The organism is Phreatobacter sp. (assembly GCF_051860605.1).
Lineage (GTDB): Bacteria > Pseudomonadota > Alphaproteobacteria > Rhizobiales > Phreatobacteraceae > Phreatobacter.
The window spans coordinates 312614-328687 of record NZ_JBHYDR010000002.1; the positions used below are offsets into that span (position 1 = coordinate 312614).

Annotated in this window: 15 protein-coding genes; 3 read left to right on the forward strand and 12 right to left on the reverse strand. The window is 68.0% G+C overall.

Annotated features, from left to right (window positions below; translation table 11 throughout):
- Positions 1-114: 114 nt before the first annotated feature.
- The 3 genes from ACTIFS_RS04330 to ACTIFS_RS04340 all read left to right on the forward strand — a co-directional run bounded on the left by ACTIFS_RS04330 (position 115) and on the right by ACTIFS_RS04340 (position 2944).
- The gene (locus ACTIFS_RS04330; RefSeq protein WP_439572810.1) at positions 115-918 is read left to right on the forward strand and encodes a HugZ family protein; all 804 of its coding nucleotides are present in this window, start codon (positions 115-117) and stop codon (positions 916-918) included.
- Positions 919-987: 69 nt separating this feature from the next.
- The gene (locus ACTIFS_RS04335; protein WP_439572811.1) at positions 988-1665 is read left to right on the forward strand and encodes a TetR/AcrR family transcriptional regulator; all 678 of its coding nucleotides are present in this window, start codon (positions 988-990) and stop codon (positions 1663-1665) included.
- 139 nt (positions 1666-1804) lie between these two features.
- Entirely contained in the window at positions 1805-2944 is a 1140-nt protein-coding gene (locus ACTIFS_RS04340) for an MFS transporter (protein ID WP_439573044.1), read from the forward strand.
- Between the two features lie 107 nt (positions 2945-3051).
- On the opposite strand, the gene ACTIFS_RS04345 is transcribed toward ACTIFS_RS04340, so the two are convergent.
- From ACTIFS_RS04345 to ACTIFS_RS04400, 12 genes are read right to left on the reverse strand one after another with little or no spacing between them, the layout of a single operon-like run.
- The gene (locus ACTIFS_RS04345; protein ID WP_439572812.1) at positions 3052-4659 is read right to left on the reverse strand and encodes an isochorismatase family protein; all 1608 of its coding nucleotides are present in this window, start codon (positions 4657-4659) and stop codon (positions 3052-3054) included.
- A gap of 50 nt (positions 4660-4709) precedes the next feature.
- Positions 4710-5558, reverse strand: coding sequence for an MBL fold metallo-hydrolase (locus tag ACTIFS_RS04350; protein ID WP_439572813.1), 849 nt, complete (start codon positions 5556-5558; stop codon positions 4710-4712).
- A gap of 17 nt (positions 5559-5575) precedes the next feature.
- Positions 5576-6445 (reverse strand): amidohydrolase family protein, encoded by an 870-nt coding sequence (locus ACTIFS_RS04355; protein WP_439572814.1) that lies wholly within the window; start codon positions 6443-6445, stop codon positions 5576-5578.
- Positions 6442-7572 (reverse strand): vWA domain-containing protein, encoded by a 1131-nt coding sequence (locus tag ACTIFS_RS04360; protein WP_439572815.1) that lies wholly within the window; start codon positions 7570-7572, stop codon positions 6442-6444. The genes ACTIFS_RS04355 and ACTIFS_RS04360 overlap by 4 nt, the downstream gene beginning before the upstream one ends.
- Positions 7569-8453, reverse strand: coding sequence for an AAA family ATPase (locus ACTIFS_RS04365; protein ID WP_439572816.1), 885 nt, complete (start codon positions 8451-8453; stop codon positions 7569-7571). Before ACTIFS_RS04365 ends, ACTIFS_RS04360 begins: the two co-directional genes overlap by 4 nt.
- A 4-nt stretch (positions 8454-8457) precedes the next feature.
- Positions 8458-9492 carry a xanthine dehydrogenase family protein molybdopterin-binding subunit gene (locus tag ACTIFS_RS04370; RefSeq protein WP_439572817.1) on the reverse strand — a complete coding sequence of 345 codons (1035 nt, stop codon included), beginning with the start codon at positions 9490-9492 and terminating at the stop codon, positions 8458-8460.
- 1 nt (position 9493) lies between these two features.
- Positions 9494-11215, reverse strand: coding sequence for a xanthine dehydrogenase family protein molybdopterin-binding subunit (locus ACTIFS_RS04375; RefSeq protein ID WP_439572818.1), 1722 nt, complete (start codon positions 11213-11215; stop codon positions 9494-9496).
- 11 nt (positions 11216-11226) lie between these two features.
- Complete coding sequence (locus ACTIFS_RS04380) at positions 11227-11712, reverse strand: (2Fe-2S)-binding protein (RefSeq protein WP_439572819.1); 486 nt, start codon at positions 11710-11712, stop codon at positions 11227-11229.
- A 10-nt stretch (positions 11713-11722) separates the two neighbouring features.
- Positions 11723-12544, reverse strand: a complete 822-nt coding sequence (locus ACTIFS_RS04385; RefSeq protein ID WP_439572820.1) for an FAD binding domain-containing protein — start codon at positions 12542-12544, stop codon at positions 11723-11725.
- A 3-nt stretch (positions 12545-12547) separates the two neighbouring features.
- Positions 12548-13000 carry an SRPBCC family protein gene (locus ACTIFS_RS04390; protein WP_439572821.1) on the reverse strand — a complete coding sequence of 151 codons (453 nt, stop codon included), beginning with the start codon at positions 12998-13000 and terminating at the stop codon, positions 12548-12550.
- Position 13001: 1 nt separating this feature from the next.
- The gene (locus tag ACTIFS_RS04395; RefSeq protein WP_439572822.1) at positions 13002-13439 is read right to left on the reverse strand and encodes an SRPBCC family protein; all 438 of its coding nucleotides are present in this window, start codon (positions 13437-13439) and stop codon (positions 13002-13004) included.
- A gap of 11 nt (positions 13440-13450) precedes the next feature.
- Positions 13451-16066 carry a flotillin domain-containing protein gene (locus ACTIFS_RS04400; protein WP_439572823.1) on the reverse strand — a complete coding sequence of 872 codons (2616 nt, stop codon included), beginning with the start codon at positions 16064-16066 and terminating at the stop codon, positions 13451-13453.
- Positions 16067-16074: the final 8 nt, after the last annotated feature.

The window sequence follows — 16074 nt, forward strand, 5'->3', positions numbered from 1 at the left end:
CGGTTTCCGCGACACGAAAAAGGGGCGTCAAGGGCATGTTGTCACCATGCGTTTACGCTGCGGCCTTGCTGTCCGGACGTCCGCCGGTCCATGGTCCGCGCCCGGAGACATGCCATGACCGCATCCCCACAGACTGCCCTTCCCGGCGCCATGCCGGGCAATGTCCCTGAGAACGCACCGCAGCCCGCTGATTTCCGCCCCGTCGAATGGGCGCGCGACCTGTTGCGGACCACCCGCGCCGGCGCCCTGGGCACGCTGGATCGCAACACCGGCCATCCGGTCTCCACCCTGACGACGGTGGCGACCGACAGCGATGGCTCGCCGGTCATCCTGATCTCGAACCTCTCCAGCCATACCGCCAACCTGAAGGCCGATCCGCGCGGCTCGGTGCTGCTCGCCCGCACCGGCAAGGGCGACCCGCTCGCCCATCCGCGTCTCACCGTCCTCGGCACATTCGCGAAGGTGGAGGACGAGGCCCTTCGCGCGCGGCTCAGGGGCCGCTTCCTCGCGCGCCATCCGAAATCGCAGCTCTATGTCGATTTCCCGGACTTCAGCTTCTGGCGGATGAGCGTGGCGGCCGGGCACCTGAACGGCGGCTTCGCCCGCGCCGCCGATCTTGCCGCCGCCGACCTGCTGCTGGACGTCGGCGATGCCGGCGACCTTATGGCCGCAGAGGCCAGTGCCATCGCCCACATGAACGAGGATCACGCGGATGCCGTTTCGCTCTATGCGACCGCCCTCGCCGGCGAGGAGCCCGGCCCCTGGCGGCTCAGCGGCACGGACCCGGAAGGCTTCGACCTGACCGCCGGCGACCGGACGGCGCGCGTGCTCTTTCCCGAGCGCGTCACCAGCGGCGACCTGCTGCACAAGACCCTTGTGCGCATGGTGCGCGAGGCGCGGGCGAGACAGGCGGGGTGAACGGGTCGCAGCGCAGGCTTGTCGTTTCGGCGGGCCAGGGTCGGCTTCCGTCGGAGAAGGTGCGGTCACATGAGGCAGACGAACAAGCCGGGCATCGGCACCCAAGCTTTGGCGGGAAGCCCCACGCGGTCCATCATCGTCGAGGCCGCCGATGCACTGTTCTATGAGCGTGGCCTGCGAAGCGTGAGCATGGACGAGATTGCCGAGCGGGCAGGGGTGACGAAGCGGACGCTCTACTACCATTTTGACAGCAAGGACGAACTGATCGCGGCCTATCTTGCCGCGCGGGATCTGCCGACCATGCAGCGCTATCGCCAATGGCTTGGCGGCAGCGACCGCCCGCTGCCCGAGCGCGTCAGCGCGATGTTTTCCAGGCTGGCGGCCCATGCTCGCAAGCCGAAGTGGCTTGGTTGCGGCTTCACCCGGGCCGCGGTCGAACTGGCCAGCCAGCCCGGTCATCCGGCCGTCGCGATGGCCGCGCGGCACAAGCAGCGCTTCGAGACGTGGCTCGAGGAGGAGTTCCGGCTCAGCGGTGTTGAAGACCCGGCCGCGGTGGCGCGACAGGTGATGATCCTGTTGGAAGGAGCGATTGCCCTTGCACTCGTCCATCGCGATGCGGCCTATGCGCGGTCGGCTGGCGATGCGGCTGCGCAGATTGTCGGCAATGCCATGACGGAACGCGGGGCAGGGGGCAGCAGCAGTGCCGCTCTGGACGCTGCGGCGGCGCGCCGCGCGTATACCGACTAGTGAGTATCACTGCCTTGGGCAGCCTCTATCGTGGGCGCGTCCTGACGAGGAGGCAGCTGTGCTCGCAAATCGACCCGGCGCGTGGTCCCGGTCCCTGATGGTTGCGCTTGTCGCGGCCGCCACCATTCTGTCCCTGTCCATGGGGCTGCGACAGAGCCTCGGCCTGTTCATGGAGCCGATGGTCCGGGCAACCGGCGCAACCGTCGCGACGTTCGGCCTTGCCATGGCCCTCCAGAACCTCGCCTGGGGGATCGGACAGCCCTTCATGGGTGCGCTTTGCGACCGCTTTGGAGGGCGTCTGGTGGTGATCGTCGCAGCGATGTTCTATTGCGCCGGCCTGTACCTGATGACGATCGACGGACAGGCCGGACTGTATCTCGGTGGCGGACTGCTGATCGGACTGGCCGTGGCCGGAACCTCCCACGGCGTGCTTGTCGGCATCGTCTCGCGGATCGCCCTGCCCTCGGTCCGCGCGACAGCGATATCGATTCTCGCCGCGACCGGATCGCTCGGCACCTTCGTCATCGCTCCGGCTGCCCAGACCATGATCGTTGGCTGGTCATGGAGTGCGGCACTGGTCGCCCTTGCGCTGCTGGCAGCCCTGATGGCCGGTGTCGCGCTTCTGTTCCGGGGGGATGGCTCGACCATGACGGCTTCTGCCTCGGCGCCACCGGTCAAGGCGGTGGAGGCAGTCGCGGCGGCGCTTGGCAACAGGGCCTTCGTGATCACCACCGTGGCCTTCTTTGCCTGCGGTTTCCAGTTGATCTTCATCGCGACCCACTTGCCGAACTTCATTGGCATGTGCGGTCTGCCACCATCGGTTGGTGCACAGGCGATCGCACTCATCGGGATCTGCAACGCTGTCGGCACCGTCCTGGCCGGGTACCTCTCCCAGCGCTGGGGAAACAGCAATGTGCTGGCCCTCATCTATCTGGCGCGGACGCTGTCCATCGGAGTGTTCTTCCTGCTCCCTGTCAGCGTCGAATCCACACTGATCTTCGCAGCCGCCATGGGCTTCCTTTGGCTGAGCGTCGTCCCGCCAGTCAGCGGGCTCATCAACGGGCTGTTCGGCCCCGCCAATTTTGGCGCGCTCTTCGGCGTCATGTTCCTGAGCCACCAGATCGGCGCCTTCCTCGGCGCCTGGCTAGGCGGCCTGAGTTACCAGATGACCGGCAGCTACGCGACCGGCTGGATATCTCTGATCGTCGTCGGCGTGCTGGCCACGATTCTGCAGGCTGTCGCGGACGATACGCGACCCCGTCGACTGCAGATGGGCTGAGTGTCCGGCCTGCGCGCCCCGGTTTGCCCCTGAGCGCGCGGGTCGGTTTCGCACCGGTTCAGGCCAGGGGACGCTGCTCGGATCGCCCGGCGCGGTGCGGCCGGCCCCTACCCGCCCCAGGCCGAGATGATCGCCCCGGAATCGGTCACCACCGCGACGTTCTGCAGCGCATAATTGACCGATGCCGTGTGCCACTCGGCATTCATGGTCGAACAGCAGTCTTCCGGGACCATCATGTAATAGCCCTTGTCGGCGCCGGTGCGGGCCGTGTGCTCGATCGACATGTTGGTCCAGGCGCCCGTCACGATGACGATGTCCCGGTCGAGCGCCTTGAGCACGGTCTCCAGCCGGGAGCCTTCCCAGGCGCTCATGCGCTGCTTTTCCACCACATGGTCGCCCGCCACGGCTTCGAGGCCCGGAACGGGTGCAACCCCCCAGGTGCCCCGCACCATGGCCTTGGCGTCGGCCAGCCCCTCGAACAGCGGGGCGTTCATGGTGACGCCCGGACAGCCGGGCTCGACGACGAACCAGACATGGATGACCGGCACGCCCCTGGCCCTTGCAGCGGCGGCGAGGCGTGCGCCATTCTGGATGGCGTTCTGCTCGCGGCAATGGGCCGGCGAGCCGGAGGACGCGAAAGCGCCGCCCTCCATCACCACGTCGTTCTGCATGTCCTGGACGATCAGGGCACAGCGGCTCGCATCGAGGGCATAGCCGGGTGCGCATTTCTGCGCGCCGTTTCGGGCAATCGTCGCGGCAGCCGCGCCGTCGGTCCTGGCTGCCGGACCGGGGCGCGATCCGCCGCCCGCCACCATATAGGGTTCCGATCGCGGGCCGACCTTGGTCTCGACGGCATAGACCGAATGGGTCGCGGTCAGGAACAGCGTGCGGAACTGCGGCCCGCCCCAGGTCAGGTTGCCGACCAGTTCGGGCACCCGCACCTTGCCGATCAGGTCGCCCGAGGGCGCATAGACCCAGACACCGCCGGGCCCGCAGACCCAGACATTGCCCATCGCATCGCATTTCATGCCGTCCGGCACGCCCGGCTCGGTGGGTGAGGCGATGCCGGTGGCGAAGACATGGCTCATGCCGAGCATGCCGCTGGGCAGCACCTCGAACACGCGGATCAGCTGCTGCACCGTATCGTTGATGTAGAGCTTCTTCTCGTCGGGCGAGAAGCACAGTCCGTTCGGCTGCTCGAACAGGTAGCGGTCGACGAGCAGCTGCGGCGGCCCGCCTCCCGGCGCGATTCGATAGACCCCCTGGAAGCCGAGCTGGCGCGGCCGCTCGACTCCATAGACCGGCATGCGGCCATACCAGGGGTCGGAGAAGTAGATGGCGCCATCGGACTTCACCACCACATCGTTCGGGCTGTTGAGTTCGCGGCCCTCGAAATGCGAGGCCAGCACCTCCCGCCGTCCGTCCGGCCGTTCGCGGACCAGGGTGGAGGTCGCATGCTCGCAGACGATCAGGTTGAGATCGCCGTCATACGTCATGCCGTTGCACTTGTTGGCCGGCCGCATCACCTCGCGGATGCCGCCGCCGTCCCAGCGTCGGCGAACGTCGCCGGGCATGTCCGAAAACAGCAGATACCCGTCCTTCGGGTGCCAGATCGGCCCCTCGGTGAACTGGAAGCCCGTGCCAAGCTGGCGCACGGGCGCCCAGAGATCGATGAGCTCGCCGAAGGCCGGCGTGACGGCAACGTGAGTTGTCATGGGTCGGTCTCGCTCGGTCGGCTCCACAAGGGTTCAGGGGTGAGGGAAGGTCAGGCGGGGAACCAGGGCCGTGACGGCAGGGTCTGCGTGACCGGTCCGGGCACCGCCATGTCGAGCCGTGCGACGACCTGTCCCGCCTCGATCTTGGCGGGCTTGTCGTGGATCGGCAGGAGAAAGCGGGAGCTGTTCAGCAGCTTCTTGATCGCCGCCTTCTCGTGCCGCTTGCTGACGCTGTGATTGCCGGTGACGCGGGGTTCGTCGGAATGGACCTCGTGATACGGATTGATGACCTGGTCGTTGAAGTCGTAGATCACGTCGCCGCAGATGGTCGCCCGGCCTTCGGCGGTGTCGACATGGACGTTCATCGAGCCTTCGGTATGGGCGCCGGCCGCCTCCAGGTAGCAGCCGGGAAACAGTTCGACCATTCCCGAGAGCTCGAGGTCCTCGAGCCTGAGCGCGCTCTTGGTGTGCAGCCGGTCGATCAGGTGTTTGATGTCCGGCAGGGGGTATTGCGGGTGCATCAGGCCGGAGACCGAATGTTCAAGCTCCCGGCGGTTGATGATGACCGTCGTGTTCATCGGGAACAGGTCGTCCTTGCCGGCATGGTCGATGTGCAGGTGGGTATGGGCGACATAGCGGACGTCGCCCATGCGCACGCCGTATTTCATCAGCTGGTTCTCGATCATGTTCTCGTGGAACTGGAGCCCGCGCATCCCCAGGCTTTCCATGATCTGGTTGTGGCGGTAGCCGGTATCGACCACCACCGGCCAGGGGCCGCCGAGGATCAGGAACCCGTAGGTGTAGGTGCGGCGGACCTGGCCGCAGCCCCGGCCGAGCACGAGGAAGCTCGATTCCAGTTCGATATCGCCATAGTCGAGAACCTTGATCTCAAGTGGCATCGTTCCCTCCGATTGTGTCAGGCCAGCCGGTAGACCCGCTTGGCGGTTGAAGAAAAGACGGCATCGCGATCCTGTGGAGGGATCGCGCCGTGATGGACGGCGAAGAGCTCCGCATAGCTGGTCCAGAGCTTCTCGATCGGGAAGTTCGAGCCGAACAGGCAGCGCTCCGCGCCGAACAGCGCCAGCGTCTCGCGCGCGATCATGGCCACATGGTCCGCATCGTTGCGGCGCAGGAACGTGCCGAGCCCGGACAGCTTGCTGACCACGTTGGGCCGGGAGGCGAGCTCTGCCATGCCGGCCCGCCAGGCCGCGATGCCGGCCGGCGAGAGGTCTTCCAGCATGCCCGCATGCTGAAGCACGAAGGTCACGCCCGGACAGGCCTCGGCAAGCGCGGCGGCCCCTGCCATCTGGCCGGCGAAGACCTGCAGGTCGAAGCTCCAGCCATAGTCGACGAGCCGCCCGACATTGCGCTGGAGCGTCGGATTGAGGGCCAGGTCGGGACCGCTGGCAAAGCGGTAGAGCGGGTTCTCGTGCCAGTGCAGCTGCATGCGCACGCCGCGGACGCGGCCGTTGCGGGCGAGCGCATCGAACTGCGGACGGGCATCCTCGGCCAGCATGTCGGCATAGGCGACGATGGCGATGGGAAAGCCGCTGTCCTCGGAAGCCTCCGCCACGAAGGCTGCCTCCTCGACGAAGCGGTCCACCGGCCAGTTGGCCTGGACATAGACCGCGCCCGTCATGCCCGAGGCCGTGGCATCGGCGAGATATTCGCTGACCGGATAGTCACGCCGGATCGGCTCGTAGGGCCCGAAGATGCGCGGCTGCATCGGCCCGACCAGCCACGGCAGGTCGGCCTGCCGCCAGATGTGGAAATGGGCGTCGATCATGCGGCGCGCTCCCGGCCGAGAGACAGGACGTGGCGACAGACGGCGGCGGTCGTCGCGCCATTCGCCAGCGAGGTGATGAAGGGCCGGATCGCGGCGAGCCCCTCGGTTTCCGGCCGGTAGCCGCTGTCGGCGGCAAGCGGCGACAGCCAGTCGATCCTGTGGGCACGCGCGGCCAGACGCTGCACGGAGCGGATCATGGCGCCGGGGTCGCCGCGCTCCAGCCCGTCGGAGAGGATCAGCACCACGGCGCCGCGGGCATAGCCGGCAAAGCGCGGCACCGCGAGGAAGGCCTGCAACGCATCGCCGATGCGCGTGCCGCCGTCCCAGTCGGCCACCAGATCGGCGGCAATTGCCAGCGCCCGGCTCCGGTTCCTGCGCTTGAGCGCGGTGGTCAGCCGCGTCAGCCGCGTTCCGAAGGTGAAGACCTCCACCCGGGGGGCGGCATGGACCAGGGCATGGGCGAGCGCAAGATTGGCATCGCTGCGCTGCTTCATCGAGCCCGACACGTCGATCAGCAGCAGGATCGGCCGCACCCGCGTGCTGCGCCGCCAGCGCTTCAGCGCCATGACCTCGCCGTCGTTGCGGATCGCGGCCTTGAGGCTCGCGGCAAGGTCGATGCCGGGCCCGCGCCGGGCGCGCCGGTGCCGGTAGCCGCGCCGCCGCGGCAGCGCCTCGGGCAGCGCGCGCGTGAACCGGCGAAGCGTGTCGCCGTCGTCGGGTGGCCGCAGCTGGCGCACGGCGAGGGCCTCGGCGCTGGTCGCCTCCCGACCGGTCTCGTGAACCTCCTCGCCGATCAGGATGTCCTGGCCGACACCCTCTTCCTCCACCTTCATGTCGTCGTCGGCCTGCCAGTCGTCGGCGTCCTCCGGCTCGCCAGCGGCGCCGAGGAAATGCGCGTCGAACAGCGCATCGAACGTGTCCCGTCGCTCGCGCGGCGGGGCGATCGTCGCCACCGCAGCCTTGCGCACATCCTCGATGGAACGCGGCCCCAGAAGATCCACGCCGGCGAGAAAGGCGACGACCTGCTCCGGCGCCACGGCAAAGCCGTTTGCACGCAGGAGGGAGGCGAACCCAACCAGTGGTCTGGCGGCCGCCGGCAGCGGCGACAGGGCGAGCGGCGCGGTCATGCCGCCACCGCCCGGATGAAGGCGTCCATGCGCGGGCGCATGAGGGCGAGGTCCTCCTCGTCCTTCAGGGCCGTGCCGATCGAGCGGCGGAAGGCTTCGGGCCAGGGCGCGCCGGTGCGGTGGAGGGCGGTCGCGGCTTCCGCCCAGTCCACGGCCTCGGCGACGCCCGGCGGCTTGGTCAGCGGCTCCTGCCGCAGCAGGCCGACCGCGTGCACGATCGCCCGTGCGGTGCTCTCGGCCACGGCGGAGGAGCGCAGCATGATGATGGCCGCCTCCCGCGCCGGATCGGGATAGGCGATGTAGTGATAGACGCAGCGGCGCCGCAGCGCCTCGTGCAGGTCGCGCGTCCGGTTGGAGGTGAGCACGACGACCGGGCGGTCGGCGGCGCTCAGCGTGCCCCGCTCGGGAATCGAGATCGAGAAATCGGACAGGAATTCCAGCAGGAAGGCTTCGAACTCGTGATCGGAGCGATCGATCTCGTCGATCAGCAGCACGGTCGATTCCGGCCTCCTGAGCGCTGCCAGCATCGGCCGCTCAATGAGGAAATCGTCGCGGTAGATGTCGATGGTCTCGCCCTCGCGCACCTGGCGGATGGCGAGCATCTGGCGCGGATAGTTCCACTCGTAGAGGGCCGCGGAGGCGTCGATGCCCTCGAAACACTGGAGGCGGATGAGCTGCCGGCCGAGAATGCCCGCCAGCGCCTTGGCGGCCTCGGTCTTGCCCACGCCCGGTGCACCTTCCAGCAGCAACGGCTTGCCGAGCGCCAGTGCCAGGAACCCGGCGGTGGCGATGCCGTCGTCGGCCAGATACAGCGCTGCCCTCAGCGCGTCCGCCAGCGCCTCGGGGCTCGACAGGCCGGCAATGGGAGGCTGCAGCGCCATCGCGTCAGCCCCCGCCGCCGCGGCGGGCCTGCGGCCTTGCACCGCCATTCGCCCTGATGCCGCGCAGCACCTTTTCCGGCGTGATCGGCAACTCGTTCACGCGCACCCCGACGGCGTTGTAGACGGCGTTGGCGATGGCGGGCAGCACGGGATTGGCGCACATTTCGCCGGGTCCCTTGCCGCCGAACGGGCCGTCCGGCGCGGGTCGCTCCAGGACGGTGATGGAATAGGGCGCGATATCGCCGGGCCCCGGCATCAGATATTCGTTGAAGTCGCGCGGCCCGTGGCTCGGGTCGGGGTAATAGGGCTCCGGCGTCTCGTAGAGCGCGTGGCTGATGCCCATCCAGGCGCCGCCGACCAGCTGCTGCTCGACCATCTTCGGATTGATCGCCCGGCCGAGCTCGTAGGCCGACGCCATCTTCAGCACCGTCACCTCGCCGGTCTCGTCGTCGACCTCGACATCGGCCACCAGACAGGCATGGGCAAAGGCGGTGTTGGGGTTCATCTCGCCGGTCTGCGCATCCACCGACGACAGCGGGATGAGGAAGATGCCGCGTCCGGCAATGGTCTTGCCCTGCTTGAACTGCGCGGCCTGGGCGGTCGCCTTGACCGTGATCGAGCGGGACGGCGCGCCCCGCACGTGAATATTGCCACGTCCGTCGGTGACGAGGTCGCTGGCATTGACCTCCAGCTCCTCGGCGGCCGCCTCCAGGAGCACGCCGCGGGCCTCGCGGGCGGCGGCAATGACGGCATTGCCCATGCGGTGCGTGCCGCGCGAGGCAAAGCTGCCCATGTCATGCGGGCCGGTGTCGCTGTCGGCCGTATCGACATAGACGTCTTCCATCGGCACGCCGAGCGTCTCGGCCGCCACCTGCCGCGTCACCTGCTTCATGCCCTGGCCGAGATCGATGGCCGACAGCGCGACGGTGAACTTGCCATCGGGATTGGAGTGGATCAGCGCCTGGCTCGGATCGCCCCCGAGATTCATGCCGATCGGATAATTGACGGACGCCATGCCGCGTCCCCGGTGCCGGGCCATGTCAGCGCCTCCTTGTGCCGAAGACGGAGGAAAAGCGGACGGCTCCGTGCTGCGTCTGTGGCGCAGGCGCCGGAGAGGCGGCCGGCGGCGGCGGTGCCGGGGGCGCTGCCGCTGCCGGTGGCTGATAGACCGGCTGGGCGCCTTGCGGCGTCGGCCGGTAGGGCTCGTATTGCGGCACGGCAGCGGGCAGGGGCCTTGCCTCGGCGGAGCCCTCCATCACCGGCTGGACGGTCAGGGGGATGCGCGTCGTGCCGGCCGGCAGGGTCTCGGTCGACTGCCCAACCCGGGTCTCGGGCCGGCCGATCCGGCCATTGTCGTCGAGCGGGGTTGCCGGGATGGCAGCGCGGGCGCCACCCCCGCCGGTCAGCGAGGACTGCCGCCGGGCCTCGTCGGAGAGCGGCCAGCCGGCCTTTTCCGCGGCAACCTGCACGCATTCGATCAGCGCCGTGTTCTTCGCGACGCGACGATGCGCCTTCATGTCGCCGTCGCGATAGGCGTTGAGGATGCGGAATTCCATCGGGTCCATGCCGCAGGCTTCCGCGCCCTTGTCCATGTGGACCTCGAGTGCGAAATCGACCGCCGTGATCCCGAAGCCGCGCATGGCGGTCGAGGGGCAGCGGTTGGTGTAGGCGACATAGATGTCGGCGCTGACATTCGGGATCGTATAGGGTCCCGGCAGATGCGCGGTGCACTTGATCGCGGCATAGCTGGACAGGCGTGTATAGGCGCCGGCATCGAAATAGCTGCGGATGCGGCGGGCGACGATGCGCCCGTCGCGCATGATGCCGTCCTTGATATAGATGCGCTCGGCACCGCGCGGCGAGCCGTAGAGCATCTCCTCTTCCCGGTCGAGCACGTAGCGCACCGGCCGTCCGGTCATCATGGCGCCGAGGATCGACAGCGGCTCGGTGAGGGAGTCCACCTTGCCGCCGAAGCCGCCACCCACCGTGCCGCCGATGAAATGCAGGCGGTTCGATTCCAGGTTGAGGATCTTGGCGGCCGTGCCGAGCGAGAAGAACAGCCCTTGCGCGCAGGAATGCACGACGTAGCGATCGTCCTGCTCGGGGGCGGCGATCGAGCCGTTCGTCTCGGTCGGCGCGTGCTCGATCGGCGACATCTGGTAGCGGTCCTCGACGATCAGGTCGGCGCTCGCAAAGGCCCGGTCCACGTCGCCGAAGCGCAGCTTCGAATGGTCGTATCGCTCGTGATACTCGAAGTAATTGTTCGGGTAGGTTTCGTTGACCACCGGCGCGCCCGGCTTCAGCGCCTCCTCGACGTCGAAGACATGCGGCAGGACCTCGTAGTCCACGCGCACGAGCGCGCGCGCGGCAAGCGCCTGCTGCTCCGTCTCGGCGATGATCGCCACCACCGGCTCGCCCTTGTAGGCGACCCTGCCGACGGCCAGCGTCGGCTCGTCGTCCTTGCCGAAATTGATCAGGCTGAGCAGCGTGTTCTTGTTCACCGGCACGTCGGCGCCGCGCAGCACCCGCTTGACGCCCGGAGCCCGTTCGGCTGCCGCCACATCGATATGGCGGATGCGCGCATGGTGATGGGGGCTGCGCACCACCTTCAGGTGCAGCAGTCCCTCGAAGGCATGGTCGTCGAAGAACGGCGAGCGGCCGGTGACGTGGCCCGGCATGTCCTGGCGCTGCGTTCCCTTGCCGACGATGTTGAGATTGTCGTCGCGCTCGGCGGCAAACAGGTCCTTGCGGAATTCCAGCATGGCGGCCTCCGTCAGGATGCGCGTTCGCCGCGCCCGCTGCGGGCGGCGGCAAGGATGGCCTCGATGATCGATTCATAGCCCGTGCAGCGGCAGATATTGCCGGCGATGCCGTCGATCACCTCCTCCCGCGTCGGGTTCGGATTGGCGGCCAGCAGGGCCCGTGCCGCCGTCAGCATGCCCGGCGTGCAGAAGCCGCACTGGGCGGCGAAATGGTCCATGAAGGCCTTCTGCAGCGGATGCAGCACCGGGCCGTCGGCCATGCCGGACACGGTCTCCACATGCTTGCCTTCGCAGGTTGCCGCCAGCGTCAGGCAGGAGAGCTGGATCTCGCCGTCGACCAGCACCGAACAGGTGCCGCATGTGCCCTGACCGCAGCCGTATTTCGGACCGAAATCGTTGAGGCCGCGGCGCAGTACGGTCAGGAGATTGTCGGTGGGGCCGACAAAGGTCGCCCGCTCGGACCCGTTGAGGCGGAATTGCACCGGAAGTTTTGCCACGCGCGCCTCCTCAGCCCTGGCCCGAAAGGAGCCGGGCCAGATGCACCGGCAGCACCTCCCGGCGATACCACTCGCTGGCGATGGCATCGGTGGCGGGCCGCGTTCCCTCCGCGGCCACCGCCCGCGCGGCGGCAATGGTGGCCTGGTCGAGGGGCCGGCCTTCCAGCGCCCGCTCGACGGCCTTGGCCCGCACCGGGGTCGAGGCCATGGCGCCAAGGGCGATGCGGGCCCCGGCCACGCGCCCGCCCGACAGCGGCAGATGGGCGGCGACCGACAGCACGGCCATGCCCTTCGGCCGGACACGGCTGACCTTCCTGAACCGGAGATCGGCGGCATTGTGCGGCGGCGTCACCATCACCGCCGTCACCAGGCCCTGTCCCCCCCGCGCGCGCGCGCCCAGGAATTCTTCCAGCGGCACGGCCCGCGCCGCCCCGAAGCCCTGCATCACCATGAGCTGCGTATCGAGCGCCAGCAGCGCGACCGTGAAGTCCCCATAAGGCGTTTCCGCGAACAGATTGCCGCCGACGCTTGCCATGTTGCGCACCGCCGGCCCTCCGACCGCCATGGCAGGGGCATGCAGGGCGGCAAGCTCGCGACGCTTCAGGATCTCCGCCATCGTGACCCCGGCGCCGATCTCGATCCTGCCGCCGGACGCGTTGATCTGCCGGTAGGCCGGTTCGGTGATCCGGACGAGCAGGCCGTCGGTCAGCCGCCCCTCGTTGATGTCACGCATGATGAGGGTGCCGCCGGACAGGAGCCGGGCATTGCGGTCGCCGGCCAGAAGTCCGGCAGCTTCCGACAGCGTGGATGCGGTGCGCAGCTCGATCGGCATGGATCAAAGACCTCCGGCTTCGAGCTCGGGCAGGCGGCGCACGGCCTCCATGCCGGCCGAATAGACGTCATTGCCGACCTTCTCGGCGAGTTCCGCCTCGCGGCCCGGCGGCGTCGTGAAGCGGCTCTCCCAGTGCCAGAAGCTGCGATTGCCGTCCGTGACCGGCAGCAGCCGGATATGGGCGACGTAGTTGAACAGCGGGATGGGCGTGTCGAGCAGGCAATAGCTGTAGGTCATTTCCAGGTCCGACAGAGCCAGCAACTGCTCGCGCAACTCGCTGCCGTCCTCCAGCGTGAAGCGCCGCACGCAGCCGATCCGGTCGGAGGGGTGGCCTCGCTCGATGGCGCTGGTCGCCACGATCGGGTGGTACTGGTCATGGCCGTTGAAGTCGCGCAGCACCGCCCAGAGGCGATCCACCGGCGCATCGATGATGGTGCTGCGGACGACCCTCGGCACATCACCCTCCGAAGGCGCGCTTGAGCGAGTCGAAACCCGCCTGGAACACGTTGGTGCCGATCCCGGAGACCAGGTCCTGTTCCTTGTCAGGCGCGCAGTCGAACTCGGCCGACCATTCCAGGAAGGTGCGGTCCTGGTCGGTGACCGGGGTCAGCCGCAGCGTCGCCACGTAATTGGTCAGCGGCATCGGGCTGTCGAGGATCGAATAGGTGCAGAACATATCGAAGTCGGACAGGCCGAGCAGCTTCTCGCGCAGCTTGTCGCCGTTGCGCAGCGAGAAGGCCCGGACGCAGCCCACCTTGTCGGCCGCCTCGCCGTTCTCGATCCGGCTCTCGGCCACCGGCGGGACCCAGTTCGGCAGGCCGTTGAAGTCGCGTACACGCGCCCAGACCCTTGCGGCCGGGGCATTGACAACACTGGAGACATAGACGCGCGCCATGGTCGATTGCCTCACTTCTTCTCGCCGTCGTCTTTGGGCTTGGGCGGCTGGGCGTCCTTGGCGACGCGCTGCATGTCGGAGGCTTCACGCATGAGACCTCCCATGCGGGCGAGATTGCCTCCCTCGATGCCGATCTCCTTGAGGACCTGATCGATCAGCGGGGCCTGGACGCGGTAGCGCAGGGCCGATTCGATCACTTCGTCGGTCGGCGTGCGCGATGATCCACCGCCAGCGCCGCTCGTGCCCTGCAGCCCGTCGACATGCAGGATGCGGATGCCCTCGATCTTCTCCATGGGCTTGACGCTCTCGCGCACGATGCCCTCGATCCGGTCGAGCAGGCGGCGACGGAACAGACCATAGCGGGCGCCGTCGGTGAGCACGTTCTCCGCCTCGTAGAGCAGCTTCTGCGCTTCGGCATCGACTGCCTTGCGCACCTTGTCGGCCTCGGCGGCGATGCGCACCTCCTCGGCTTCCTTCTCGGCGTTGATGACCTCGACGGTCTTGCGGCGCCTAGCGGCTTCGCTCTCCTTGACCGTCTGAACCTGCTCCGCGGCCTCGGCGGCCTTCGCCTTGGCGATTTCGGCCTTCACGGCAGCGGCGCTCTCCTCCAGGGATTTGGCATAGAGCGTGATCGCCTTTTCCATCGCGGCGTTCTCGACGTCGCGCTCGCGCTCGATCTCGAGCCTGCGCAGGTCGCGCTGGCGCCCGACACGGGCCTCGTCGAGCCCGCGATCGGAGGCGATGCGGGCGCGTTCAACCTCTTCGTTGGACGCGATCTGCGATTCCTGCAGGGCCTGCGCGCGGGCGATCTCCAGCTGCTCGATGGCGCGGCGGCGTTCCAGTCTGGCAGCCTCGAGCGCCTGCTCGCGCGCCACGTCGGCCTTCTCGACCTCCTGCTTGGCCACGATCTCGGTCTGGCGCAGCGACCTGTCGGCATCGGTGCGCTCGGCCCGCTTGGCGGCCATGACGATGGCGCGGTCCTCCTCCGCCACCTCCACCGCCTTCTTCTGCTCGATCTGCAGCACCTCGCGCGTCCGCGACGAGGCGATCCGCTCCTCATCGATCTTGAGCTCCGCCGCGATGCGCAGACGCTCGACCGCGTCGCGCCGCTGGATCTCCGCCGCATCGAGATGTTCGGTGCTCTTGATCTCCAGCTGCCGGGTGGCGAGCTGGGACGCGATGCGCTCGGCGGCCGTTGCCTTCTCCTGCGCGATCCGCGCGGCTTCGGTCGCCTCGCGGGCGGCGATCTCGGCCTCCTCGATCGACCGGTTGCGGGCGATCTCCAGCTTGCGCTTGCCCTCGTCGGAGGCAATTCGTTCCGCCGTGAGGGCGATGTCCTGGGCGATGCGGGCCTTCTCAACCGCCTCGCGGGCGGCGATCTCGGCCTCGTCGAGCGCCTTGTTGCGGGCGATCTCGAGGTTCTTGATCTCCTTTTCCCGGTCGATGCGTTCCGCGCTCACCTGCGCTTCCTGCGTGATGCGGGAACGCTCGACCGCCTCGCGCGCGGCAATCTCGGCCTGCTCGAGGGCCTGCGTGCGCTCGATTTCCCGCTGGCGCGTTTCGCGGTCGGACGCGATGCGGGCCGTCTGGATGGCCTGTTCGTTGGCGATCTTGGCTTTCTCGATCTCCTCGCGGGCGGCGATCTCGGCCGCTTCGACCGTTTTCGTCCTGGCGATTTCCTGCTGGCGGATATCCCGGTCGGAAGCGATGCGCGCCTCGCTGATCGACCGTTCGTTGGCGATCCTGGCCTTCTCGATCTCTTCGCGCGAGATGATCTGGGCCTGCTCGGCCTCGGTGTCGCGCGCGGCGCGCTCGCGCGCGATCTCGGTGCGCTGCATGGCGCGCTTGATCTCGATCTCTCGCTGCTGCTCGAGCCGGGCTGCCTCGCTCTCCCGCTCGATGTCGAGGGCCTTGCGCTCGGCCTCCAGATTGCGGGTCCGGATGCGGATCATCGATTCCTGCTCGATGTCGTTGCGGATCTTCCGCTTCTCCTCGATTTCTTCGATGATGCGTGTCAGGCCCTCGGCGTCGAACCGGTTGGACGGATTGAAATATTGCAGGTCGGTCTGGTCGAGGTCGGTGATCGCGACCGATTCCAGAACGAGGCCGTTCTGGTCGAGCGCCTCGGCAGCCGCTTCCTTGACCCGCTGGACATAGGTGCCGCGCTGCTCGTGCATCTCCTCCATCGACATTTCGGAGGCGACCGAACGCAGGGCGGAAATGAACTTGCCGGACAGCAGGATGTTCAGCTGCTCCGGCTGCAGGGTGCGCCGGCCGAGCGTTGCGGCCGCGATCGCCACCGACGGCTTGTCGGGCCTGACCCGCACATAGAACTCGGCGTCGATATCGACCCGCATCCGGTCGCGGGTGATCAGCGCCGTGTCCTTGCTGCGCGTCACCGCCATCTGCAGCACGTTCATGTTGACCGGCGTCACGTCGTGGATGATCGGCAGCACGAAGGCGCCGCCGTTGATCACCACCTTTTCCCCGAGAAGACCGGTCCTGACGAAGGACACTTCCTTCGACGAGCGCCGGTAGAGCCAGTTGACGAGGTAGACGATGATCGCGATGGCGATCACGGCCACGATCAGCCAGAGGATGAGGGCTCCGATGAGCTGTCCTGTCATGTCATGCT